This is a genomic window from Actinobaculum suis (genome assembly GCF_900618115.1).
Lineage (GTDB): Bacteria > Actinomycetota > Actinomycetes > Actinomycetales > Actinomycetaceae > Actinobaculum > Actinobaculum suis.
In genome coordinates, this window is the sequence record NZ_UYIO01000001.1 from 429,161 (window position 1) to 452,445 (window position 23,285).

Sequence of the window (23,285 nt, forward strand, 5' to 3'; positions counted from 1 at the left end):
CAGCGCGGAAAAGGCGGTAGTGCCTTGACCTCTTCGCGAGGACAGTTGGACGATAACCTTAAGGAATCGTTACTGTCAACGTGCTTTCGCGAAATTTTCGTGACAATAATTACTGGCGCGACTGAAGTGGGGTGGGCCTAGTCTCACAGTTGCTCATGATAGTTCGACTCGCATCAATAAGAGAGGAGCCGCCAGTGAATTCTTTGATAGGTGGGCCGGGCTAGTTTTTAGGACCGGTCGGTTTGAGTGCATTGCTGGGTTTGGTGCCATTGGTTGGCGTACTCAGTCGGTGGGATAAATCCTAGGCTCGAATGAGGATGATGCGTATTGTAACGCTCTGACCACAGTCGCAGGCAGTGCGACGCGTGGGCAGGGTCGTCGAACATCTCGTCTTCTAGCAGCTCGTCACGTAGCCGGTTGTGGAAGGACTCCACAAACCCGTTATGCCAGGGCATTCCCGGTGGGATGAACGCTTCGATAGTGTCTTGCTTGGCTGCCCATTGAGTCAGCTCTTGGCTGATGAACTCCGGGCCGTTATCCATACGCAACACCCCAGGCCTGCCACCGCGCACAGCGGCTAAATTCTCCAGCAGGTCAATCACCACAGCAGCGGTAATTGACCGAGCGATCTCGAAACCAACATGCTCACGGGTGAACTCGTCGATCACGTTGCAGATCTTGAAGGTTTTGCCTTGGTAGTCACTATCAAACTGGAAGTCCAGCGCCCACACTTGCCCCGGACACGCCGCTGGCTGCGTGCGGGGTGTTGGCACGGGCAAGCAGCGTCGCTTAGCAGCTTTGCGAGGAAAGACCCGCAGACCCTCCTGGCGCCACAGGCGGCGCACCACATCACGGCCACAGGTAAAGCCGGCCTGTCGGGCTTTCACCCAAGCGCGGCGATAGCCCCAGCGTCGGTGCTCACCAGCGAAGGTGACCAGCCAACTGCGCAGAGCGGCGTACTTATCCGCGCTAGGCTTCTGGTGGCGTTTGCGGGCGTTGTAGTACGCCGCTCTGGAAACCCCGACGACCCGGCAGGCAAAGCGCACCGAATAACCCACTGATAGAGCGTAATCGATGGCTTCATACCTGCGTGCCGGGGTCAGAATTTTCCCTCCGCAAGCTCCTTCAGCAGCGCCTTTTCCAACTCAGCTTCCCCGAGTAAGCGCTTGAGCTTGGTGTTTTCTTCCTGCAGCTCTTTAAAGCGGCGGGCTTCGCTGCGGGACATGTTGCCGTACTGCCTGACCCAGCGATGGTAGGTTGCCTCGCTGACGCCGAGGTCACGGCAGACTTCGGCCACAGTACTACCCGAGGCCTTCAAGGCCCGGGCTTTCTCGAGCTTGGCCACAATCTGCTCAGGGGTGTGCTTCGAGAATTTCTTCATGATTACCAGTCTTCCTGCCCAACAGGGGCTGTCACGGAAGACACGCTCAAATCGCATGGTCTATTTAATCCAGCCCAGGCCACAGCGCCCACACTTGCCCCGGACACGCCGCTGGCTGCGTGCGGGGTGTTGGCACGGGCAAGCAGCGTCGCTTAGCAGCTTTGCGAGGAAAGACCCGCAGACCCTCCTGGCGCCACAGGCGGCGCACCACATCACGGCCACAGGTAAAGCCGGCCTGTCGGGCTTTCACCCAAGCGCGGCGATAGCCCCAGCGTCGGTGCTCACCAGCGAAGGTGACCAGCCAACTGCGCAAAGCGGCGTACTTATCCGCGCTAGGCTTCTGGTGGCGTTTGCGGGCGTTGTAGTACGCCGCTCTGGAAACCCCGACGACCCGGCAGGCAAAGCGCACCGAATAACCCACTGATAGAGCGTAATCGATGGCTTCATACCTGCGTGCCGGGGTCAGAATTTTCCCTCCGCAAGCTCCTTCAGCAGCGCCTTTTCCAACTCAGCTTCCCCGAGTAAGCGCTTGAGCTTGGTGTTTTCTTCCTGCAGCTCTTTAAAGCGGCGGGCTTCGCTGCGGGACATGTTGCCGTACTGCCTGACCCAGCGATGGTAGGTTGCCTCGCTGACGCCGAGGTCACGGCAGACTTCGGCCACAGTACTACCCGAGGCCTTCAAGGCCCGGGCTTTCTCGAGCTTGGCCACAATCTGCTCAGGGGTGTGCTTCGAGAATTTCTTCATGATTACCAGTCTTCCTGCCCAACAGGGGCTGTCACGGAAGACACGCTCAAATCGCATGGTCTATTTAATCCAGCCCAGGCCAACTACCGAGGGGAAACTTGCCTGGTACTGTCAAACAATCGGATGGCACCGCCACATAGATCCCTGCCTAGGGGCAGACTTGTCTTTCGATTACAGGAGTGTAATTACCCGTCTAGGATGGGAAAGCGAGCCGCATGGTGGGTGGTTCCAGTGTTATCCGGCTTTGGTTGCTCCGCGTATGGTGGGTTTGCGCCGGCGCAATCCGGTGACACTCGGCGAAGCATTTTTGAATACACCGGGACTTAACCTGCAGTTGCGCAAGGAATTCTTCAAACGCGTCCCCTCACCAATCGCACCTCCGGCATACTACTTGGCCCAGCAGCCGCAGAAAATCGGTAGATTCCAAAGAATCCCCTGGTAAGGCGGTGCTGGTAGAACTTGGCCAGGCGCAGAGGCCGGGCCTGGTTGCACTCATATCCGAGCGGAAAAATGCGGGCCGAGGTGTTTTGCCTCGGCCCGCACCGGCGTCGTAGACGTACTCAACTTACGCGGAAGAAGGTACGCATAAAATTCGGCATTATGTGCGCCGAAGCTGCCGCTTTAATCTCGCAACCAGTCAAGCATGCGGTAAAGCAGCTGGGTGGCACCGGGCATAAAGCCCGAGCCGTGGTGATAACTGGCATCCATCGTGGAAACAACTATTTCCGCCGGGAAAGTACCGGCGTCGTAGTAGAGCAGCGCATTCGCGTGGCCCGGAATTGCACGGTAATCATGCCCCCACGGGTCAATGCCCGGCGGCGTGGCAGCCGGTTGCGCGGTGGATGATTGCGTTGCAACTGATTGCGCGGTGGCTCCTGCCGCGAGGGCGTCAGGTTGCGCACCCGCAGCAGACTCCGCGGCCGGGACCGGTTCGAGGATTACCAGGGGAGTAGCGGTAGCAGGGGGATCCAAAACGGCGTGGTAGTGCCAGTGCACGGATTCTTCGCTCAAATACTGCCAGAGCGGATGGTCTTTATTGACGGAAATCCGGCCGAGGTTTTCCCCGGTGCGCCAGGCCCAAAAGTTCGTACCCCGCATCACTTCATTAGTTCCCGGCAACCACTCACCAACCTGGGAAGAGCCATCCACATAAAGCTTGCGGCCAGCACCGTCCAGGAAACGCACCAGCTTTGCGGCATTACGGGAAATAACTGCGCGGTGGCACCGCGCGGCGAGGAACACTGAATCAAACTCGGTAAAATCGCCCGCATACTCCGGCCAGTAAACTGCTTCCACATTGCGGGCCCGCACTGCTGGGTCTGCCACCGTGGCAAGGTGGAAGAAAGAACCTGTATGAACGTACGCAATCTTCTTCATTAGTTCCTCCCCAGCAGATAGTTTTCGATATTCGTACGCAATTTATAGGTCGAGGGCCCCATCTCGGTGAAAGAATCCAAATCATTACCCGCGTGGACCACTACCTCGCCGGCCCCGAGCCGGTAAGCAATATCCACAGGCAGGCGGTAAGGCCCGATTCCCGTAATTATCACTGCCTGCTCGGGAAGGTCGCCCAGATAAGCATGCCCATAAAAACCAGCGACGCCGATTTTTTCCAATTCCGCAAAAGAATGTTTGCCGGGCACTCCGGTACGATAAAGTAATTCCTGCCGGCGCACGCCTTCCCAAATCGGATGCGCTTCTACCTCGCTGAGCCACACATCGGCAGCCCCATGAAAATCAAGTTTCCGAATCTGCGGCAACTCATCCACGTAGACCCGCCGCGGATGTCCATTTAGTAGCAACCGGCCGCCCCCGCGCACCCACGCGCTGAGCAGTTGCCGTTGCTTGGTCAATTCAATTTGATCGCAGGCCCCGCTAATGCTGATCCCCGAAACCTGTGAAAGATCGGTATTTGCTAGTTCGTAAATATCGATGTGTTTAACCGCAGTTTCGGTTTCCCGCGCCGGGCCTTGTGTTTGTGTTTGCGCCTGTGGCGCGCCGAGCGTGGTTGGCTTACCCGGTAGAACCTTGAGCATTGTAGCCACAAGTATCACCCCTTTTTTTTATTGGTTTTGTAGTGCAGTGCGAGCCCTTATGATTGCGCGCCCTTGGCAACGGCGTCGTAATTCGCACTCTCGCCATTAATATCGACCCGGAGAACCTGGGCGATATCCGCGTCGGTAAGTTCGTAGTTGTAAATCCACGAAGTGTTCTCCCGCATTAGTTGCGGCAAATCCACCTGGTATTCACCCGGGTAGGCCAAAGCGGCCACCCAATTCCAGTACAGCGGAGATTCCGCGCACGGCACTTGCCACCGGTAAACCCCTAGCGGCGCCCGGTAGACGCGCTTATTCTTCACCGCCGAAACTTCGGCCAGCCGCGGATCCTTATACAGATCTTCCGGGGTGGCAGCGTCAAATGCCGAAAGGAAAATAATCTCCGGATCCCAAGCAAGTACCTGTTCAGGGGAGACGACGCCGTCTTCCGTCAACGATGAACGGGCCATGTTTTCCACTCCGGCCAGGTTGAATACATGTTCCGCATAATTTGTTTCCGTGCTTACGGAAATCTTTTCCGCGCTATAGCTCATCTGCAGGCCGCGGACGCGAGGCTTACCCAGGGCCGCCACCTTTTCCGAAACTTCCTTTTGCGAATCGTGCATGTAGGAGATCAACTTGTTGGCCCGGTCTTCCTTGGCCAGGATCTGCCCGAAAATCTTGATCCAGGTTTCCAGGTCTTCCTGGGTGCCGTATTCCAGGCCAATAACCGGCAGGCCGGCCTTATCAAGTGGCTCAATAATGTCAGCAGAGCGATCACCCCACTGAATAAATACATCCGGCTCCAAACTCAAAATGGTTTCCATATTGGGAGTGAACTGACGGTCAGAAACCACCGGGGTCTCAACAGAAGCGGGGAAAATCTTGGAGATAATTCCTTCTTTATTAGCCTTGAGGAGGGAATCATTGATTCCCACGATCTTGTCCCAAGAACCATCGACGGCGGCGATAATGGTCGGTGCCGGAATAACCGCGGAAGCAATTTTATCCACGGGCGCCTCAACCGTAATCTGCTCACCGCGCTGATCGGTAACCGTTACCGTGGTTTTTCCGTTCGGAGCAGTGGCAGTTGCGGTGGAATCAGCCGCCGCGCTAGAACTATCCGCCGCTGGCTGCGATCCTCCACATCCCGTAAGGAAGAGGGCGAGCGCGGCCACCCCGGCCGCTATTTTTGTGCGAGCGCGGGTTTTTGTACGGGTGCTTTGCATATGTATTGTCCTTTCGGTTGGTTGTGAATTACTTGTTTGTGGAAATTTGGGATTCGGGCGCGGTGTAGTCCGGAAGGACCACGCGCTGCGTGCCCTGCGCGAACTGCACGGTAGAAACTTGTACCGGGGTGCGATACAGGGTAGATAGCCGGGCATTATCGAGCACTTCTTCCGTCTTTCCGATCAGAATCTCGGCATCCATCACCATGGTCCGGCCCGCAATAAGGAAGGCATGGGAGGGATCATGAGTGGTGAACAGGCAAGCAATGCCGTCATCACGCAGGCTTTGAATAATTTCCAACACCCGGCGCTGATTGCGCAGATCGAGGGCGGAAGTAGGTTCATCCAAGAGCAACGTCGTCGGCTCTGCCACTAAAGCTCTGGCAATGAGCACCAACTGGCGTTGCCCGCCAGAAAGATAGGAATAATCGCGGGCCCCAAGTTCGGCCATCCCCACTCTTTCCAGGGCGGCCCAAGCCGCTTCGATATCTTCTTCCTGGGGAGTGGACCACGGGCGCAGGTTCCGCGCGCGCCCCATAAGCACCATGTCACGCACCGAAAAATGGTGCGAGGCCGCTTGTGATTGCGGTACGAAACCCACCGGCCCGTCTGTTTGAACATGCCCTTCTCGCGGTACGCGAATACCCGAAAGGCAGGAAAGCAGCGTGGTTTTCCCCCGCGCATTCGGCCCTAAAATGGCCAAACAATCACCGTTTTCCACGGAAAAAGAAACCTTGCGGAAAAGGAAATCATCACCCTGGTAGGCGTGCCCCAGATCTGTAGCTTTAAGCAATGGACTGTCCCTTCCGTGCTCTTTGCACCAGCAGGCCGATGAAAACTGGCGCCCCAATAGTGGCAGTGAGGATGCCGATCGGAATTTCTACGGTGGTAGCGCAGCGCGCGATCGTATCGATTACCAACAGGTAGAAGCTGCCCGCTAGGAAAGATTCGGGGAGCACCACTCGGTTATCGTGGCCCACAAGTAAACGCACCAAATGGGGAATTACCAGACCTACCCAGCCGATCACCCCGGAAACCGAAACTGCGGCGGCGGTTAGCAAAGACACCGCGAAGATTAACGTCCACCGCAACAGGCCCGGGTTGAGGCCCAAAGCGCGCGCTTCTTCATCCCCCAAACTCAAAATGTTTATGCGCCAACGCAACGCGAAAACTACGAGGCAACCCACCAAGACGGGCAGCAAGACCACCGTCACTTTCTGCCAGGTTGCGGCAGCAAAAGAACCCATGAGCCAGAAATTGATCGAGGGTAGTTTTTCGTACGGATCAGCCACGTAAGTCATGAGGGAAACCATGGCGTTAAAGAACGCGGAAACCACGATGCCGGCCAGCACGATCGTCAAAGTGGGCGAACTGGTGCGGATTTTGCCAATGGAAAGCACAATGCACACCGCTAGCAAGCCGAAAAGGAAAGAGCTCCCCATCAAGAGCAGGCTGGAAGTGCCAAGTAGAATCGCGAGCACCCCACCAAAGGCAGAAGCCGAGGAAACTCCCACAATGTCCGGGGAAACCAAAGGGTTGCGGAACAAACTCTGCAGCACCGCACCGGAAATTGCTAGCGCCCCGCCGATCAGCATCGTCAAAATGACGCGGGGCAGGCGAATCTGCAACACCGCGGTGAGATGGGCCGGGCTTACAGATATGTGGTCGGTATTGATTCCCACTAGCGGCGCCGCGGATTTCCACAAAATCCGTACTACTTCCGCGGGAGAAATCGCCAGCTGGCCCATACCAATAGCCACGATTGCGGCGCCAAGCAAGAGTAGCGCGGTGGCGGCGATCGTTATCCGGTGCCGGCGCTGAAAACCAGCCAGTACTTGATCTGCGGCGCGGCGCGGTTTGCGGACGGGTTTGCCGGGTTTGCGCCGGGCGTCGGCAGCGAGGCTGGTGCCGGCAGCGAGGCTGGTGCCGGCAGCGAAGCTGGCGCCGGATTTGCGCCGGGCGTGCCGTTTATTCACATAATTCCTTCCCAAGGTTTTGTGCTCCGCGCCGCAGGTGTGCTATCTGGGCAACGGAGTGACCGTGCTTCCAAACTGGATTCACCGGCCACAGGTACGGCCTTCCATTTGGAGGTAAAACGTTCGCAAATTGGCCGGGCCACAGTTAGGTGACCCTTACCCCCAAAGTGGTAAGGCATCCCTAACCGTATAGCCCGAAAGTCCCAGGAGCAATAGTGCGTCGCTATCCAGACAGAAGTGAAACGTTGAAAACTCAACGGCGGGGCTGGGTTCCGTAGCGCAAAAACAAAAATGCAATCTAAGAAATCACCGGGAAAAGGGACGTGTGGGTGCTTCTTGCGCGCGCGTGGCGAGGCCTACAATGGAAGGCGAAGAGGCGTGAAGGGGCGGGCGGCCGACCTTCACAAGACACGAATGCTCAGGAAGGAAGAGCAACCAAAATGCGGAATTTTCAGGTAAATCTACGTAACGAGGATGGAGCTTGGACGGCCCAGGGCTATCACCTGCCCGAACTACAAGCACAGGGTTCTACTCTCACCGAGGTACGGCAAAACATTGAAAAAGCGCTCCCGGAAGTCGCAAAGATTGAGCCGGGAGAGGGCTGGCACGTGATTTATCAGATGGCGAAAGACTAAACATAGATTCGGGGCTTCGGTCCTGAGCTCTGGCGTGGTGTGGGCCGGCGCGGAATCACTCCCGTATTTTATGGCGACGCCGGCGCGGGTGGGGCGGCAATGTGGCCGCCCCACCCGCGCGGTTTGCTAACGAAGTAGGGGAAGTAGGGAAAGGAAAAGAAAGGAGAGGCATGGAGGGTAATCGCCGCGGATCGCGAGAGGACGCTGTGCGCTCATTGCCCGGCGTGATTTGGGCTTTATGTCTCATTATCCTGGCCAAGCAGTTTCGCGAAAACCCGGAATACGCCAGCACTTCGCCGCTGATTTTCTGGTTACTCGTGGCCGGCATGGGGCTGGCGCTATTGGGCGGTGGCATCGCCCTCTATTTGAGTGAATACGACGTGCGGGAAGTTGTGGTGCTCGCCATTTTCGCCTTGCTCACATTTGTCCTGCTCTGGTTGGCCAATACGGAAACCATGCGCCTGGTGGTAATCGTTATGGCAGTGGTCTACACCAGTTTCTATTCCGCGCTCGCACGCAGTTAGTTCAAGCTGGGCGGCCGACGCCGGCTCACAACCCATCCGTTCCGCTCTCGCGCGTAGCTAGCAATCGTAGTTGGTGCCGGCAGTTTGCTCCTGTAGCGGGCACGCGCAGAGGGTTCTCGCGGCCAGCCACAAAATTCATGCCGAGCCGCACGCGGCGGTAGCGGCGCCGGCTATAGCGCCCCACAAAACCATTTCCGTGCAAGGCGGTAGGCTGGACCCGTGAAGAAATTATTAGCAGCAGCCGCCCTCACTTGCGCGGCGATTTTCATGACGGGATGTTCTGGTACTCCGCAGGAATCCCCGGCCACTCCGAGCCCCACGGCTGTCCAGGATGAGTGCGCGCCCGGTAGTGACGCCAGCGATACCGTTCCGGGTTGCTAAGCTCTCGCAACTTACCCGGGCCAGGCAAACCGGGCCAGGCAAACCGGGCCAGGCCGCTAGTTACCCAACGTCCTGTTGCCCAACGTCCTGGAAGCAAGAGCGTTCACGTGAAAGAATGTAGGCATGACGTACACCCTCGTACTGCTCCGCCACGGCGAGAGCGAATGGAACTCGAAGAATCTGTTTACGGGTTGGGTTGATGTTCCCCTGTCTGAAAAGGGACGGGCGGAAGCGAAGCACGGCGGCGAACTGCTCAAGGAAAATAACATTTTGCCGGACGTTGTGTTCACCTCGCTTCTGCGTCGCGCGATTACGACGGCGAATATCGCGCTGGATGCCGCAGATCGGCATTGGATCCCGGTACACCGCGATTGGCGGCTCAATGAACGCCACTACGGTGCTTTGCAGGGCTTGAACAAGAAGGAAATTCGTGATGAATACGGCGAGGACCAGTTCATGGCCTGGCGCCGTTCCTACGATGTTCCGCCGCCCAACATTGAACTCGGCTCTACTTGGTCTCAAGATCAGGATCCGCGCTATGCCGGCCAACCGGTACCGCGGGCCGAATGCTTGAAGGACGTTATTGAGCGCATGCTTCCCTACTGGGAATCGGAAATTGTGCCCACCATCAAGACTGGCCAGACGGTTCTCATCGCCGCGCACGGTAATTCCCTGCGGGGCATCGTCAAGCACCTTGATGAAATTTCGGATGAAGCGATCTCCGGTCTGAATATTCCTACCGGGATTCCGCTGGTCTACGAATTGGATGAGGAAACGCTCAAGCCCGTCAAGAAGGGCGGCACGTACCTCGATCCAGAAGCACAAAAGAAGATCGACGAAGTTGCCAACCAAGGCAAGTAGGGTTGCCAACCAAGGCAAAACAAATTAGTTCTTGCTAAAAAGCCCCGGAGTAGCCGCAACACACAAGCGGCTTACCCCGGGGCAATTATTATGTAGCGATCTTTCGCGCGGCCGAGCTTTCGGGTCGGCTAGCTTTCGCGCGGCCGAGCTTTCGGGTCGGCTAGCTTTCGCGCGGCCGAGATTTCGGGTCGGCTAGCTTTCGCGCGGCCGAGCTTTCGGGTCGGCTAGCTTTCGCGCGGGCTCGCTTCGCCAAGGCCTAGTTTTGCCTAGGCCCAGCTTTCGCGCGGCCTAGCCGAGCATTTCTTCTTCAGTGCTCGGGCGCGGTTCCACATCAACATGCAGGCCAGTAATCAAGAACCGCATATTCCGGGCCGCATTCACGCCCTGATCGCCGTAGCGTTCCAGGAAACGACCCAGAAGGATCACGTCCACCACGGTTTGCCGGGACAGATCGTTACTCTCATCCAGAACCAAATCGAAAGTCTGGCGGTGCAGTTCGTCGAGCTTGTCGTCGTCGGCCTCAAGCTGCTTCGCCAACTCGATATCTTGGGTTTCGATCATCTTGGCCACTCGCTGGCCTTGCTTCGCGGCGGCTTCACCCATTTTCACGATCAGATCGTAGGCATCGCCATCAACGGCAGTCTGCGGGAAGCGACCGCGGGCGATATAGGCCACGTGGCGTGCCAAATCACCCATGCGTTCCAAAATGGTAGCGATCCGCAAGGCGGTAACCACCGTACGCAAATCGGAGGCAACGGGCGCCTGCCGCGCCAGCAAGGAAATCGCCATTTCTTCGATTTGCCGCTCCAAATGATCGATATGCGAATCCGCATCAATCACGCTTTCAGCCAGGCCCAAATTGGCATCGCGGAGCGATTGTGCTGCCTGATCCATGGCTTTCGAGGCGCTACGGGCCATTAAGGTGAGAGTTTCTTCAAGCACCCTCATTTCATTGCGAAATTCTTCGCGCATACATGCTCCTTTATTTTCCTGAATGCAAATGCAGGCACGGCATAAGGCGCCGGGAGGCGCACTCGGCGTCTATAACACCAGCTTATGATGAACTGGAAAATACGGGCGGGTAAACGCGCGGTAAATCGCGGCTCGCGCTGCCTCACGCATTTCCCGCAATCCAAAATCCTCGCTACTCTGAGGATATGCACGGAATGCTTCCCGCGGCGAATCTCGACCTTGGAGTGCCGCCGCAGATGATGATGCTTTTACTTATCGCGGCTTTGCTCGGACTGGCCGTGGGAGTTACGGCCTCGCTTGCCTACATGCATTCTCAACGCACGTTCAAAGACGGCGCTAGTGCCCGTTCCGTGCAAGCCGAATCCGAGCTCAATGCGAGCAGAATCCTCGATACGATTCCCGAGTTCCATATTCTCGTGGGCCCGGCAGACGTCGTCGAACGTGCCTCTACGCAGGCGTACAGTTTCGGGATCGTAAAGAACGGGGCCCTGGACCGCCCGGAATTCAAACAGCTGGCCGCGGAGATTCGGAGCACCGGGGAAATCGTGCGGAAAAGCTTGCGTATCCGCCGTTCCGTGCTCAAAGACCAAAGCGATATTCGCCTCGCCTTGTACGGCGCGCCGCTTTCTAATGGGCGGGTGCTCATTCTGTTTGAAGACAATACGAAGAAAATTCGGGTGGAAGAAACCCGGCGCGATTTTGTGGCGAATGTTTCCCACGAACTAAAAACTCCCGTGGGTGCTATTTCCTTGCTTGCGGAAACGATCGCGAGTGCGGCAGACGACGCCGTAGCAGTACGCCATTTTGCGGGCCAGCTGAACCTAGAGGTGGAGCGGCTGCGCGGGCTGGTTATGGACATGATTGAGCTTTCGCGGGTACAGGATAAAGACGCGCTTTCGGTACCCGAACTCGTGGAAGTGGATGCGGTAATAGCGGAGTCTGTGGCCCGCATGAAAGTGGAAGCCGCTGAACGTGACGTGAAAATAGTCACGGGCGGTACATCGGGGCTGCGAGTATATGGGGACCGAAAAATGTTGGCCACCGCGATTCGTAACCTTTTGGATAACGCGGTGCGTTACACCCGCCCGCACGGCCGAGTTTCCGTGGCTACCAGCCTGGAGGAAAACCAAGTGCGAATAGCGGTGATCGACCAAGGGGAAGGTATCCCGCCAGAACTGCATGAACGTATCTTTGAACGCTTCTACCGTGGGGATCACGCGCGGGACCGGAACTCCGGCGGATCCGGGATCGGCTTGGCCATCGTCAAACACGTGGTGCAAGACCACGGTGGGCATATCCGGTTGTGGAGCAAAAAGGGGCAAGGATCTACTTTCACGATCGTGTTACCCGAGCCGTATATTCCGGATTCGGCCGGCCCAGCTACGGCCGCCGCTGCCGAGCTTGCCGCAGCTCCGAGCACAGCCGCCGCTACCGGGCCTGGTCCGAACGCTGCGGCCCCTGCCTCAGTCACAGCTACGGCTGGCCCGGCTCCCGCGCAACTTCCGCAAAGTCGCGCGGGAGCTCCGGAGCGTGCCGCGCAACTTCCCGCGGGAAGCAGAGATAAAACCGCAAATAAAGCCGCGTCGCTGGCGGGCAGTACCACTAAAACTGGCGCCACTGAGGCGAAGGAAACTTCCCGTATCAGCAATAAGTAGTAGAACGTCGGCGAAAAAGCGCCGCACTACCCGCGCTAGCGAGTAGAGAAAACGAAGGGATAGATACTAGATGACACGGATTCTCGTGGTTGACGACGAACCTGCGTACCGCGATACGTTGGCGTTCAATTTGGAACGTGAAGGCTACGAGGTGGAGACGGCGTCGAATGGTAATGCGGCGATGGAGAGCGTGCGGGCCCGCACCCCGGATCTGATTCTTTTGGACCTCATGCTGCCCGGCCTTTCCGGGGAAGAGATTGCCCGCCGGGTGCGCCAAGAATCTAATGTGCCGATCATAATGCTCACCGCCAAGGATTCGGAGATCGATAAAGTGGTGGGTCTGGAAGTTGGCGCCGATGATTACGTGACTAAGCCCTATTCGTATCGGGAACTCCTGGCCCGCGTGCGGGCGGTATTGCGCCGCGTGGAAGGTGGCGGGCCGCTGGAAGAAGAGGAAGAAGTACTGCGGGTGGGTCGGGTAGAAATGGACACCGAAAAGCATGAAGTGCGGGTGGCGGGCGAAGAAATTCAGATGCCCCTGCGCGAATTCGAATTACTGGAGCTGTTTATTCGCAACCCGGACCGAGTGCTCACGCGGTCGCAGATTTTGGACCGGATTTGGGGCGTGGACTACATGGGGGATTCAAAGACCCTGGACGTACACGTGAAGCGTATTCGTTCCAAGATCGAAGAAGAGCCGCGGAACCCGAAAATGTTGGTGACCGTGCGCGGTCTGGGCTACAAGCTGGTTTCTACGGAATAGCCCGGTTGGCCCGGTTGGCCAGGTAATCCCGGTTGGCCCGGTTAGCCCGGTTGGCCCGCTTAGCCCGGGAACTGCTTGGGGTGCGCGCGGGGCGCGCTAATCGCAGCAGTTGGCGCAGGGCGCACTAACCACAGCGGTGAGCGCGGGGGGAGAAGTGCTGCCGTTGGCGCGGTAGGTGCGCGCGGGGTGCTCTAACCGCGGTAGGTGAGTGCGAGCCATAACCGCGGCAGATAATCGCGGAGAGTGGAAAAGAAGGACTCGCGCGTAATATAGCCCAGATGGTAGAATGGCACCTTGTATAGCGCGAGTTTAGTCGCGGTGGGCAAGCTTGGAAGGGTAGTTGCTCGATGCCGTTTAAGGTTGGCGAAACCGTTATTTATCCTCATCATGGAGCCGCCGAAATTATTGATATTTCGGACAAGGTGATTAGGGGTGAGAAGCGGCGCTACCTCACCTTGAATGTGACCCAGAGCGACATGGTTATTCAGGTTCCCGAAGCCTCCCTGGAAGAGGTCGGGGTGCGCGATGTTTCCAATGAAGAACAGTTGCAGAAGGTTTTCGATGTGCTTCGCGCCGTCGATATTGAGGAACCTTCTAATTGGAGCAGGCGTTACAAGGCGAACTCGGAGAAGCTTTCTTCCGGTGACGTAATGAAGGTAGCGGAGGTAGTGCGTGATTTGACGCGCCGCGATCGCGATCGGCATCTTTCTGCCGGAGAAAAGCGCATGTTGCAACAAGCTCGCGGAATTCTCGGTTCGGAAGTAGCTTTGGCCCGGGAACTTTCCGAAGAAGATACGGACGCCTTACTAGACGAAATCTTAGAAGAAGGTGCCCAGGCCGCCGCCAAAGCCGCGGCGGAAAAGAAAGCTAAGAAGAAGTCGAAGACCGCCAAGAAGTAACTACTTTGATTTGGCCGGCCCCGGTAACTTTTGTGCTGTTACCCGGGCCGGCCAAAATTATGCTCGGCCGCAGCTCGATTATGCTCGGCCGCAGCTCGATTATGCCCGGCCCAGCGCCGGAGTTTCCTCGCGATCCACGCGCAAGAAGAACAAAAGCCCGGCAAATAATACGATCGCGATGCCAAGCACGCCGAAGTGTGCGGCGTCGGCCCGGGAAACCCCGGTGAGGGCAGCACCGGCAGCGATAGAAACCCCGTACAACAGCGGGGAAAGGAAAGAGATCGCCCGCCCGGTAGTGGCATACAAACCGAACATTTCCCCGCTCAGTTCCGGAGGAGTAATCCGCGCCAGATAGGTACGCGAGGAACTTTGTACCGGGCCCACGAAAATACAGAGCAGCAACCCACATACCCAGAAAGCGGGTTTACCGGCACCGCGCAATAAGAACACGCCTAAACCAGCCACCAACATGAGCGAAAGCGAAGCAATAATCAGCCGGCGCGAACCGATACGGTCGTCGAGCCGCCCAAAAATAATCGTAGCCACCCCGGCCACCAGATTCGCGGCGATCCCGAAAACCATCACCTCCCCGGCAGAAAAACCGTAAGCAGCGGCCGCTAAAGTCCCACCGAAACTAAAAACGCCAGCCAAACCATCCCGGTACACCGCGGAAGAAATAAGGAACCACACTACAGAACGGTTCGTACGCCACAAGGTAATAATTTGCCGCACAATTTGGCGGTAGGCACCAATAATTCCCAGCCGGGCAACGTCTTGCGGTTCCGTATCGGCAGAAGTGAGCATCAAAGGCGCCGAAAACACCAGCGTCCACACCGCACAAGCCAACATGCACACGCGAATATCGAGACTTTCGTGGGAAGTAACGCCAAACCAACCCACATCCGGCCCAATGAAACCCACGTACAAAAGCAACAGCAATACGATGCCGCCCACATAACCCATACCCCAACCGAAACCGGAAACTCTCCCCACGTTCCCCGGCTCCGAAATGTCGGTAACCATGGCGTTATACACCACCGAACCGATTTCGAACACAATATTGCCGATGGCTAGGAGCAATACGCCGAGCCACACTAGGGAAGGGCCCGGTTTCACCCAAAACATGCCGATCATGCAGACCACCGTGGCCAAAGTGGTAATCGTCAAAAGCGTGTTCTTCTTGCCCGTACGGTCTGCCCACTGCCCAATAGCCGGAGCCAGTAAAGCCACAATCACGCCGGCGGCAGAAAGCCCCCAAGCTACGTGCGTATTAGCGTCTTCCCCGAAAAGCCTGGCAGTGGTGAGATACGGGGTGAAAACAAAAGTAGTCACTACCGAGTTAAAAGCGGCAGATCCCCAATCCCAGAGCGACCATGCCATAACTTTGCGTGTAATAAAGCCGCCGCGGCGCTTGCGGGACGCAGTTCCGGTAGCTTCAAGTTCTTCGGCCATACGCACCAGAATAAACGTTCGGCATGGATTTCGGGTTGGCAAACAGTAAACGGGACAATATCGCACGCAACACGATATCTGAGCGGTTTAGGTGCCGGGCGCCGAATACGACTAAGCTGAAGGGGTGAGCTTAGAGATATACGACTCGTTGTACAGGACCAACCGGAAGTTCGAGCCGCTCCACGCGGGGCAGGTTGGAATCTATCTGTGTGGGGCCACGGTACAAGGCTCCCCACATATTGGGCACATGCGTGCCTCCGTAGCTTTCGACGTGCTGGTGCGCTGGTTGCGCCGCCTCGGCTATAAGGTAACGCTGGTCCGTAATGTCACGGATATTGACGATAAAATTTTGGCGAAGTCTGCCGCGCATGGCGAACCCTGGTGGGCTTGGGGCTACCACTACGAACGCGAATTTACGCAGGCCTACGAAGCGCTCGGAGTATTGCCACCTACATATGAACCGCGCGCTACCGGCCACATTCCGCAGATGCTGCAGCTAGTGCAAGACATTCTCGATAACGGGCATGCCTACCTGGGTGAAAACGGGAACGTCTATTTTGACGTAAAATCCCTGCCTGATTACGGTTCGCTAACCCGGCAAAAGCTTTCCCACATGGTGGCAGACGAAGGTGAAGCGGAACCCGATAAGCGCAATCCGCACGATTTCGCGCTGTGGAAGGGGAGCAAACCGGGCGAGCCGGAAACCGCTTCCTGGGATGCGCCGTGGGGGCGCGGCCGGCCGGGCTGGCACTTAGAGTGCAGCGCGATGGCCACCCACTATTTGGGTAACGAATTCGATATTCACGCCGGCGGGATCGACCTGCGTTTCCCACACCACGAAAACGAACAGGCCCAGGCCCACGCAGCCGGCCGGCCCTTCGCCCGCCTGTGGATGCACAATGCGTGGGTTACCGTGAAGGGCGAAAAGATGGGCAAGTCCCTGGGGAACGCCCTCGAAGTGAAAAATATTTTGCGGGAGGTACCGGCAGTGGTACTTCGCTTCGCCCTGGGTACCGTGCATTACCGTTCCACCGTCGAATATTCTCCGGAAACTTTGGCGGAAGCGGCGGCCGTGTGGGAACGGCTAGCCGGTTTTGTGGAACGTTCCGTGGATGCGGTGGGCGAAGTAGATGCCGACGCCGTAGCTACCCTCCCGCTTTCTGAACTACCGGCAGCTTTCGTGGATTCCATGAACGATGATCTCAATGTGAGTGGCGCGCTCGCGGCTATCCATGAGGAAGTGCGGCACGGAAATAATGCGCTCGCGGAACGCGATGACCCGGTAATCCGGCAAACCCAAACCAAGGTGCGGGCCATGTTGGATGTGCTCGGCCTGGATCCTTTGGCCGCGCCGTGGCGCGATCGGGCAGGTACCAACGCTTCCGGGGAGGCACTGAGCAAGATCGTGGAAAGTCTGCTTGCCCAGCGGGCCGAAGCCCGGGCAGAAAAGGATTGGGCGCGAGCCGATTCACTGCGCGATACTTTGACGGCAGCGGGTGTTATTGTGGAAGACTCTCCGGATGGGGCGCGCTGGCATCTGGAAACAGCCTAGGGTTAGCAGGCGCGAGCACAACTCCGGCACCGGAAACAGAACCAATCCACGTAAAACACGTAAAAGCAGTGAAGTGAGGACGTATGGCGGACGGACGTACGCGGCGCCCGCGGGGCAAGAAAGGCCCCACGAAGGGTAGCGGCGGTAAAGGCAAGCGCAGGTTACAGGGCCGCGGCCCCACCCCGAAGGCGGAGGACCGCGTTTACCACAAGGCCTATAAGGCCAAGCGGGAAGCAGAAGAACGGGCCCAGCGGGAAGCGGCGCGAAAGGCCGCGCGGGTACCGAAATTGCGCAGCATCCTGCACTTGCAGGAAGACCACGAACTAATTTGTGGCCGCAATTCTGTACTCGAAGCAGTGCGGGCCGGTATACCCTTAGCGCGAGTTTTCCTCGCCGCTTCCATGACGGGCGATAAGCGACTCACGGAAGTGGCACAAAAAGCAACGGCTTTCGGCGCGCCCCTCATCGAGGTTTCGCGCACCGAACTCGACCGCATGGCGGGTAACGAAAACCATCAAGGGGTGGCCATTGAGGTGCCGCCATACACCTATGCGAATCTGGAAGATCTTGCGGATAAGGCGGATGACCGCGCCTCGGCCCGAGATGAAGCACCATTGTTTATCGCCCTCGATTCGATTACAGATCCGCATAATCTGGGCGCGATAATGCGCAGCGCGGCGGCTTTCGGAGCGGATGGGGTGATCATTCCGGAGCGGCGCGCAGCCGGCGTTACCGCCACCGTGTGGAAGGTGAGTGCCGGTGCGGCTGCTTTCATGCCGGTAGCGCGGGTAACCAACTTGGTGCAGGCACTTACTACGTTGAAGTCGCGCGGCTATTTCGTGGTGGGGCTCGACGGCGGGGGCGAGGTCTCCATTGAAAACTTGCATTTGGCGGATGCTCCGCTGGTTTTGGTCACCGGTTCGGAAGGTCGTGGCCTGGCCCGGCTCACGCGCGATACCTGCGATCAAATCGCTTCCATTCCGATCTCGGAACGCATGGAATCCCTCAACGCTTCGGTAGCTACTGGGATTGCCCTGTTCGAAGTGGAACGCGTGCGGCGGGCCCGCCGTGCAGAGACTTAGTCTGAAGCTTGGACCGAGCTTGAGGCTTAGCCTGAGCCCTGGCCGATCCTGAGGCTTAGCCTGAGCTTGAGGCTTAGCCTGAGCCTTGGCCGATCCTGAGGCATAGCCTGAGTTTTAGCTGGGCGGAGCTCGCAAAAAGGCATAGCCTGAGTTTTAGCTGGGCGGAGCTCGTAAAACAGTTGGCTAGGCTGGGTGGGTTTTGGCTGCCGAACGGCTACGCTATTACGTGTATGCAGATGCGGTAGCCGCGCTTGGCGCGTACCGCCGGCATTACCTCGCAAGCCCTTAACATTGGAGAGGCGGTAAGGCATGGAAAATGCGGAGAAGCGTTATCCTTGGCGGCCGGTTCGCGGAGAAATTCTGCGTAATGACCAATCGCTGACGAGCCCGGCAGATATCGAAAACTTCTTTGCTGAGCAAGGTGTAGTAGCTCGCGGGGAGCACGAAGGTGCCCTATTCCGGTTCGAGATCGCGGTTACCGGCCGGCGCCGACGCATCGCCACCATCGAAACTGGTGCGGACGGCACGGAGACCATTGTGCCGGGGCAACATCTCACGGATTTCCTGGAAGCAGCTTATGCCCAGCTTAGGAAAATCCGGGTGGAGGCCGACGCCGAAATCTATGGGGACACCATCGACCTAGGCGAAGTACCAATCACCGAAGACGATCTCAAATACGCCGATCCCACTGCCTTAGTAGCGGAGGGCATAGCTGTGGGAGAAAGTGCGCCCGCGGAAAGCATGCTCGCAGAAGACGTGACCGCGAGGGAGAGCGCGCTCGCGGAGGATAGCGTGCCCGCTGGGGACAGTGTGCTCGCTGGGGACAGTGTGCTCGCGGGGGACAGTGTGCTCGCGGGGGACAGTGTGCTCGCGGGGGACAGTGCGCCCGCCGGGGGAAACCCGCCTGCTGCAACGAAGATACCGGCGGCGGCGTCGGCCCCGGTACCGTTGGAAAATACGGCGCCGGGTTCGGAACCGGGTGAGGCTTTGTTAGCTTCCGGTGAAGGGAAAATCCCGACGCTAAATTATGGCCCCATGCTGGTACTTTCGGATGTGTCTTTCGCGCGGGTGCCGGGAGTGGCCGCTAATATTGGCGAGCCGGTCGCGGTGTTGAAGGCTGCCGATGGGGCGAATGCGATGATTGCCAATGTGCCAATTTCGCGGGATGCCCGGATTGGGGGCCGGCCCGGTTTTGTGCTTATTTTGTCTGTGGATCCGAGCGGGCAGCGCAACCCGGTCCTAGTGATTCGGCAAGAATCGGGGATCGCTTCCTGGAAGTGGATCGACACTCTTTCCGATATGCGGCACACGGAAGCTTCCGCGGTGGCGTCACAATTTTCGCGGCAAGAACTTGGTTCGGGGGCGCGCGTACAAAGAATCTTGCGGGATTTTCCGAGCGTTGCCACCGGTGATCTGATCGATGCACTAAACGCGCCCGCCCGCGAAGGGGTCGAAAAGTTTGTGGCCGCGTTGGGGTTGCCGGAAGAAATCACGCAGGCCCTGGCCGGGGAACTCGATCCGAGCGAAGTGCCGGGGGCAACTGTTTTCCAACCGGAAGGTTTTGGGAAACGTTTCCAGGCGAGCATGGCCTACGAGGTTTCCGGGGAGGGCAGCCGGCCCGGGTTCTGGAAACTTTACCGCAAGATCTACTTGCAACACCCGCGGCTCATGATCGGGGCCGCGCTGGGGCAAGTCGGCGCCGGGGTGGTACTCACCGCGCTAGGGGCGCGCCGCTGGGAAGAAAAGCGCGGCAAAGTGATGGCCATAACCGGTACCGGGATTATCCTCAGCACGAGTTTCCGCATGATAACCGCCCAGTGGATTCGCAATGCCTTGGAAAGCACCGGACTGGCAGAAAAACTACGGCAAGAACAAGAACGTTTGCGCCAAGCCCGGGAAGCAGAAGCAGAATAACGCAAGGAGAAGCGTGATGGCCTGGAATATTTTCGGTATCCCCGAACCATGGAAAGACGCCGGCGCGGCAAACGCTGGCGCGGTAAACGCTGGCGCGGCAAACGCTGGCACGGCGGAGGTAAATGCTGGCGCGCAGGGTGGCGGCGCGCAGAATAGTGCCGCGCAAGGTAATGGCGTGCAAGACGGCGCGGGAGTAGATGCTGGGGCCGGCCAGTTATTTGATGCGAACTGGGTACCAGAACCGGTGGACGCCGATGTTGAGGCTTTCTGGACGCGGGCGATTACGCGCGCCAAGCTCAATCCTTTGGAAGTGCTTACCGGGGCGGAAGATCTCACCACTTTGCGCCCGCCCGCCTTCGCTTTTGGTGGTACTGAGGAAATGGCTGATGAGCTTGCCCAATTGGTGGTCGATGGTAAAAAGACGGTCACCAGTTCCTTGCGGGAGACCTATACCGCCGAAGGAGAAGAGTTACCGCAGGCCGGAGAGCTTGCGATCGTGACCGATGGCCGGGGAGTTCCGCGGGCACTAATTGCCATCACCAAAGTGGAAGTCATTCCTTTCCGCGAGGTAGACGCCGAAATTGCGCACAGCGAAGGGGAAGGCGATCTGAGCTTGGAGTACTGGCAGCGCGTGCATGCCGAGTTCTTCGCGGCCGAAGCTGCCGAAGTTGGTATTGAGTTCGATCCGGAAACGTGTCACGTCGTCGTCGAACACTTCACCACGCTGTACACGGACGCCACCGATAAACTCACCTCAGCAAACTAGCGCACGCGGCAAAGCCCCCGAACCCGGCAAAGCCGCGCGGCCGGTAAAACCGCGCGTCCGGCAAAGCCACGCAGCCGATAAAAAACCGCGCGTCCGGCAAAGCCGCGCGGCCGATAAAACCGCGGGGCTGGGCATGCTACTTATTGCGGATCCGTTCCTGGGCTTCTGCGGTGGCCGCTTCGGTGTCTATGCATTCCGGGAGCGAGGTGAGGGTGGGATCCGGGTATTCCTGGGCCACTTGCTCGGCGGTGCGAATACCGTCGTAGTTATCGCCAAGCACCACGGTAAGGGATTCTCCGCTCATATCGTTCGAAAAAACGATCGTGGAATCGGGGATATAACGCGCTACCGTGTAAGCGCCAGGCAGACCTTCCGGGCCGGAAATGATTTGCGCGGTGCCTTCCACCGTGTCGTTCCAATTACCGGTATTAGAAACGTTCATGCCTTCGGCGGTGAAGGACTTCGCAGCGCTACTGGCCAGGCCGCCCCGGTTAGTCGAGTTGTAGACCAGCAGGTTGATGGTCGCCGGATCGACGGCGGTAGCTCCCGCCGGCGCGCACGGAACCACCGGTGGGGGTGGGGCCGCGGGCCGCGAAAACGGCTTATTGATCGGCGAAGGTAACACTCCCACCCAAATCAGCAGAGAAAAGGCGAGGAGCACCAATAAGATCCCACCGAGCGTGCCAAACACGATGGTTTGCCGCTGCTGCGTCTTTTTCCGATAGGCGCGGCGCGCCTCTACAATTCCCTGACTCACGCTCTCAACGGTAATTTATTTTGCCGGCGAATGGGGAATTGACGCGGCCCGCGGGCAAACAGTATCGCGCGCCCCGCAAAACACTGAAAGACACTTGGCGAACAATGCGAATTACCTCGCATTCGCTCACCGCTAAAACTGCCGGGTGTAATATCGCGGAGGCGCTTTGGCCAATCACTCACACAAACAAGGAGTAAAGCGTGGCAAGAATCTGGAAATTGCACGGGGATGGCGTACATATTGCCCCGGGAGATGTGGTTCAGCCTAATGAACGGCTAGCATGGCCGGCCACGATAGGAATCGGAATACAGCACGTGGTTGCAATGTTTGGGGCCACGTTCCTAGTTCCATTGCTTACGGGTTTCAATCCTTCGACGACATTGTTCTACACCGGGATTGGAACCCTTCTTTTTATCCTCATTACCGCCGGAAAATTGCCCAGTTACCTGGGCTCTTCTTTTGCCCTCATTGCGCCAATTAGCGCGGTAACGGGATACGTGCAGGGCGGGACGATGGACGCGCATGGGCAAGCTCTCGCACAGGGTGGGATCGTGCTCACGGGCGCCTGCCTGCTCCTGGTGGGTGCCATTGTTATGGTTTGTGGTTCGAGCTGGATCGATAAACTCATGCCGCCGATCGTGACGGGCGCGATCGTGGCGCTCATTGGTTTCAACCTGGCGCCTTCTGCCTGGAACTACGTGAAGCAAGCGCCGGTTACAGCGGTGGTGACGATTGTGGCGATCTTGTTGGTCACGGTGTTGTTCAAGGGGCTGATTGGGCGGCTGTCGATCCTTATCGGCGTGCTTATTGGTTACTTGTGCGCGGTGGTGCGCGGGGAAGTGGATTTCTCCCCGATCGCGGATGCGGGCTGGGTAGGTTTGCCGCATTTCCACGCCCCGGCTTTCGATTTCAGCACGGCTGGCCTGTTCGTGCCGGTGGTGCTCGTGTTGATCGCGGAAAACGTGGGGCACGTAAAATCGGTTTCCGCGATGACGGGCCACAACCTTGACGGTTTGACGGGCCGGGCCCTGTTCGCCGATGGTCTTTCTACCATGTTGGCCGGTACCGGTGGGGGTTCGGGTACGACGACGTACGCCGAGAATATTGGGGTTATGGCCGCAACGCGCGTCTATTCGACGGCGGCCTATGTAGTTGCGGCGGTTACGGCACTCGCGCTTTCTATGTTCCCGAAGTTCGGCGTCATTATTGCGACCATTCCGGCGGGTGTGCTGGGCGGTGCGGCCACGATTCTGTACGGCATGATCGGCATGTTGGGCGTGCGTATTTGGGTGCAAAACCGCGTGGATTTCTCCGACCCGGTAAACCTGAACACGGCGGCTATCTCCATGATCGTGGCAATTGCTAATTACACCTGGGTGATTGGAGATATGACCTTCTCCGGGATTGCGCTCGGCTCCTTTGGTGCGATCATTATTTACCATTGCATGCGTTGGATTTCCCGCTGGCGTGGCACTTCCTTGGAACCTGCCACCCCAGCTTCGGCCCCGGCCGGCGCGGAAGTGGAAGGCGAGGAACTGCAACGTTCCTGGGAGGAAGACCAAACTGGCGAAAAGGCCAAGCGTATCGGCCACCGCCGCCAAGCCGAACCGGAAACCGCGGCAGGTAGCGGCCAGTCCGCGAATGCGGAAGCTAGCACGGCCGAACCGGAAACCGGCCCGGCCGAAGCTCCGGCTAGTAAATAACTA

At 58.0% G+C, this 23,285-nt stretch carries 23 protein-coding genes; 12 read left to right on the forward strand and 11 right to left on the reverse strand.

Annotation, left to right across the window (positions count from 1 at the left end; all coding sequences use genetic code 11):
• Positions 1–227 precede the first annotated feature (227 nt).
• The 8 genes from H8274_RS01730 to H8274_RS01765 all read right to left on the reverse strand — a co-directional run bounded on the left by H8274_RS01730 (position 228) and on the right by H8274_RS01765 (position 7,366).
• A protein-coding gene (locus tag H8274_RS01730; RefSeq protein ID WP_185933668.1) for an IS3 family transposase occupies positions 228–1,381 on the reverse strand; the annotation gives its coding sequence in 2 pieces (ribosomal slippage) (positions 228–1,105 and positions 1,105–1,381; 1,155 coding nt in all).
• 64 nt (positions 1,382–1,445) lie between these two features.
• Positions 1,446–1,802 (reverse strand): IS3 family transposase, encoded by a 357-nt coding sequence (locus H8274_RS01735; protein ID WP_185933669.1) that lies wholly within the window; start codon positions 1,800–1,802, stop codon positions 1,446–1,448.
• Between the two features lie 41 nt (positions 1,803–1,843).
• The gene (locus H8274_RS01740) at positions 1,844–2,125 is read right to left on the reverse strand and encodes a transposase (RefSeq protein ID WP_049618923.1); all 282 of its coding nucleotides are present in this window, start codon (positions 2,123–2,125) and stop codon (positions 1,844–1,846) included.
• 621 nt (positions 2,126–2,746) lie between these two features.
• Entirely contained in the window at positions 2,747–3,502 is a 756-nt protein-coding gene (locus H8274_RS01745) for a hypothetical protein (protein WP_065414615.1), read from the reverse strand.
• Positions 3,502–4,170, reverse strand: coding sequence for a hypothetical protein (locus H8274_RS01750; protein ID WP_049619670.1), 669 nt, complete (start codon positions 4,168–4,170; stop codon positions 3,502–3,504). The genes H8274_RS01745 and H8274_RS01750 overlap by 1 nt, the downstream gene beginning before the upstream one ends.
• A gap of 47 nt (positions 4,171–4,217) precedes the next feature.
• Positions 4,218–5,390, reverse strand: a complete 1,173-nt coding sequence (locus tag H8274_RS01755) for an ABC transporter substrate-binding protein (protein ID WP_065414614.1) — start codon at positions 5,388–5,390, stop codon at positions 4,218–4,220.
• A 28-nt stretch (positions 5,391–5,418) separates the two neighbouring features.
• A complete protein-coding gene (locus tag H8274_RS01760; RefSeq protein WP_049619668.1) occupies positions 5,419–6,183 on the reverse strand; it encodes an ABC transporter ATP-binding protein in 765 nt (254 codons plus the stop codon).
• The gene (locus H8274_RS01765) at positions 6,176–7,366 is read right to left on the reverse strand and encodes a FecCD family ABC transporter permease (RefSeq protein WP_185933670.1); all 1,191 of its coding nucleotides are present in this window, start codon (positions 7,364–7,366) and stop codon (positions 6,176–6,178) included. Before H8274_RS01765 ends, H8274_RS01760 begins: the two co-directional genes overlap by 8 nt.
• Before the next feature lie 440 nt (positions 7,367–7,806).
• Between H8274_RS01765 and H8274_RS01770 the strand changes: the two genes are divergently transcribed.
• The 4 genes from H8274_RS01770 to H8274_RS01785 all read left to right on the forward strand — a co-directional run bounded on the left by H8274_RS01770 (position 7,807) and on the right by H8274_RS01785 (position 9,767).
• Positions 7,807–8,001: a hypothetical protein gene (locus tag H8274_RS01770; RefSeq protein WP_049619667.1), complete on the forward strand. Its 195-nt coding sequence runs from the start codon at positions 7,807–7,809 to the stop codon at positions 7,999–8,001.
• Between the two features lie 170 nt (positions 8,002–8,171).
• On the forward strand, positions 8,172–8,525 hold the full coding sequence (locus tag H8274_RS01775; RefSeq protein WP_049619666.1) for a hypothetical protein: 354 nt from the start codon (positions 8,172–8,174) through the stop codon (positions 8,523–8,525).
• A 219-nt stretch (positions 8,526–8,744) separates the two neighbouring features.
• Positions 8,745–8,906, forward strand: a complete 162-nt coding sequence (locus H8274_RS01780) for a hypothetical protein (protein ID WP_156181431.1) — start codon at positions 8,745–8,747, stop codon at positions 8,904–8,906.
• Positions 8,907–9,029: 123 nt separating this feature from the next.
• Entirely contained in the window at positions 9,030–9,767 is a 738-nt protein-coding gene (locus H8274_RS01785; RefSeq protein ID WP_049619665.1) for a phosphoglyceromutase, read from the forward strand.
• Positions 9,768–10,055: 288 nt separating this feature from the next.
• On the opposite strand, the gene phoU is transcribed toward H8274_RS01785, so the two are convergent.
• Positions 10,056–10,739: a phosphate signaling complex protein PhoU gene (gene phoU / locus H8274_RS01790; protein WP_049619664.1), complete on the reverse strand. Its 684-nt coding sequence runs from the start codon at positions 10,737–10,739 to the stop codon at positions 10,056–10,058.
• A 185-nt stretch (positions 10,740–10,924) separates the two neighbouring features.
• Between phoU and H8274_RS01795 the strand changes: the two genes are divergently transcribed.
• The 3 genes from H8274_RS01795 to H8274_RS01805 all read left to right on the forward strand — a co-directional run bounded on the left by H8274_RS01795 (position 10,925) and on the right by H8274_RS01805 (position 14,056).
• Positions 10,925–12,394, forward strand: a complete 1,470-nt coding sequence (locus H8274_RS01795) for a sensor histidine kinase (protein WP_185933671.1) — start codon at positions 10,925–10,927, stop codon at positions 12,392–12,394.
• 70 nt (positions 12,395–12,464) lie between these two features.
• A complete protein-coding gene (locus H8274_RS01800) occupies positions 12,465–13,157 on the forward strand; it encodes a response regulator transcription factor (RefSeq protein WP_185933672.1) in 693 nt (230 codons plus the stop codon).
• Between the two features lie 347 nt (positions 13,158–13,504).
• On the forward strand, positions 13,505–14,056 hold the full coding sequence (locus H8274_RS01805) for a CarD family transcriptional regulator (RefSeq protein ID WP_049619661.1): 552 nt from the start codon (positions 13,505–13,507) through the stop codon (positions 14,054–14,056).
• 99 nt (positions 14,057–14,155) lie between these two features.
• Here the strand turns inward: H8274_RS01805 and H8274_RS01810 are convergent, their stop codons facing one another.
• Positions 14,156–15,508 (reverse strand): MFS transporter, encoded by a 1,353-nt coding sequence (locus tag H8274_RS01810; protein WP_185933673.1) that lies wholly within the window; start codon positions 15,506–15,508, stop codon positions 14,156–14,158.
• Between the two features lie 124 nt (positions 15,509–15,632).
• Between H8274_RS01810 and cysS the strand changes: the two genes are divergently transcribed.
• The 4 genes from cysS (at position 15,633) to H8274_RS01830 (ending at position 20,822) form a co-directional block, all read left to right on the forward strand.
• Positions 15,633–17,060 (forward strand): cysteine--tRNA ligase, encoded by a 1,428-nt coding sequence (gene cysS, locus H8274_RS01815; RefSeq protein ID WP_065414612.1) that lies wholly within the window; start codon positions 15,633–15,635, stop codon positions 17,058–17,060.
• 83 nt (positions 17,061–17,143) lie between these two features.
• Entirely contained in the window at positions 17,144–18,142 is a 999-nt protein-coding gene (rlmB, locus tag H8274_RS01820) for a 23S rRNA (guanosine(2251)-2'-O)-methyltransferase RlmB (protein WP_185933674.1), read from the forward strand.
• Positions 18,143–18,451: 309 nt separating this feature from the next.
• On the forward strand, positions 18,452–20,056 hold the full coding sequence (locus H8274_RS01825) for a hypothetical protein (RefSeq protein WP_185933675.1): 1,605 nt from the start codon (positions 18,452–18,454) through the stop codon (positions 20,054–20,056).
• Between the two features lie 16 nt (positions 20,057–20,072).
• Complete coding sequence (locus tag H8274_RS01830; protein ID WP_244924604.1) at positions 20,073–20,822, forward strand: ASCH domain-containing protein; 750 nt, start codon at positions 20,073–20,075, stop codon at positions 20,820–20,822.
• Positions 20,823–20,958: 136 nt separating this feature from the next.
• Here H8274_RS01830 and H8274_RS01835 read toward each other — a convergent pair whose 3' ends face one another.
• Positions 20,959–21,579: a LytR C-terminal domain-containing protein gene (locus tag H8274_RS01835; protein ID WP_074663645.1), complete on the reverse strand. Its 621-nt coding sequence runs from the start codon at positions 21,577–21,579 to the stop codon at positions 20,959–20,961.
• 200 nt (positions 21,580–21,779) lie between these two features.
• On the opposite strand from H8274_RS01835, the gene H8274_RS01840 reads away from it, so the two are divergent.
• Positions 21,780–23,282 carry a uracil-xanthine permease family protein gene (locus tag H8274_RS01840; protein WP_185933676.1) on the forward strand — a complete coding sequence of 501 codons (1,503 nt, stop codon included), beginning with the start codon at positions 21,780–21,782 and terminating at the stop codon, positions 23,280–23,282.
• The last annotated feature ends 3 nt before the right edge of the window (positions 23,283–23,285 follow it).

Bases quoted from the DNA above. Each gene is read 5' to 3' on its own strand.
- rlmB (WP_185933674.1), top strand. From the start codon at position 17,144: ATGGCGGACGGACGTACGCGGCGCCCGCGGGGCAAGAAAGGCCCCACG.
- H8274_RS01745 (WP_065414615.1), bottom strand. From the start codon at position 3,502: ATGAAGAAGATTGCGTACGTTCATACAGGTTCTTTCTTCCACCTTGCC.
- H8274_RS01805 (WP_049619661.1), top strand. From the start codon at position 13,505: ATGCCGTTTAAGGTTGGCGAAACCGTTATTTATCCTCATCATGGAGCC.
- H8274_RS01740 (WP_049618923.1), bottom strand. From the start codon at position 2,125: ATGAAGAAATTCTCGAAGCACACCCCTGAGCAGATTGTGGCCAAGCTC.
- H8274_RS01800 (WP_185933672.1), top strand. From the start codon at position 12,465: ATGACACGGATTCTCGTGGTTGACGACGAACCTGCGTACCGCGATACG.
- phoU (WP_049619664.1), bottom strand. From the start codon at position 10,739: ATGCGCGAAGAATTTCGCAATGAAATGAGGGTGCTTGAAGAAACTCTC.
- H8274_RS01770 (WP_049619667.1), top strand. From the start codon at position 7,807: ATGCGGAATTTTCAGGTAAATCTACGTAACGAGGATGGAGCTTGGACG.
- H8274_RS01785 (WP_049619665.1), top strand. From the start codon at position 9,030: ATGACGTACACCCTCGTACTGCTCCGCCACGGCGAGAGCGAATGGAAC.
- H8274_RS01775 (WP_049619666.1), top strand. From the start codon at position 8,172: ATGGAGGGTAATCGCCGCGGATCGCGAGAGGACGCTGTGCGCTCATTG.
- H8274_RS01830 (WP_244924604.1), top strand. From the start codon at position 20,073: ATGGCCTGGAATATTTTCGGTATCCCCGAACCATGGAAAGACGCCGGC.
- H8274_RS01810 (WP_185933673.1), bottom strand. From the start codon at position 15,508: ATGGCCGAAGAACTTGAAGCTACCGGAACTGCGTCCCGCAAGCGCCGC.
- H8274_RS01755 (WP_065414614.1), bottom strand. From the start codon at position 5,390: ATGCAAAGCACCCGTACAAAAACCCGCGCTCGCACAAAAATAGCGGCC.
- H8274_RS01825 (WP_185933675.1), top strand. From the start codon at position 18,452: ATGGAAAATGCGGAGAAGCGTTATCCTTGGCGGCCGGTTCGCGGAGAA.
- H8274_RS01795 (WP_185933671.1), top strand. From the start codon at position 10,925: ATGCACGGAATGCTTCCCGCGGCGAATCTCGACCTTGGAGTGCCGCCG.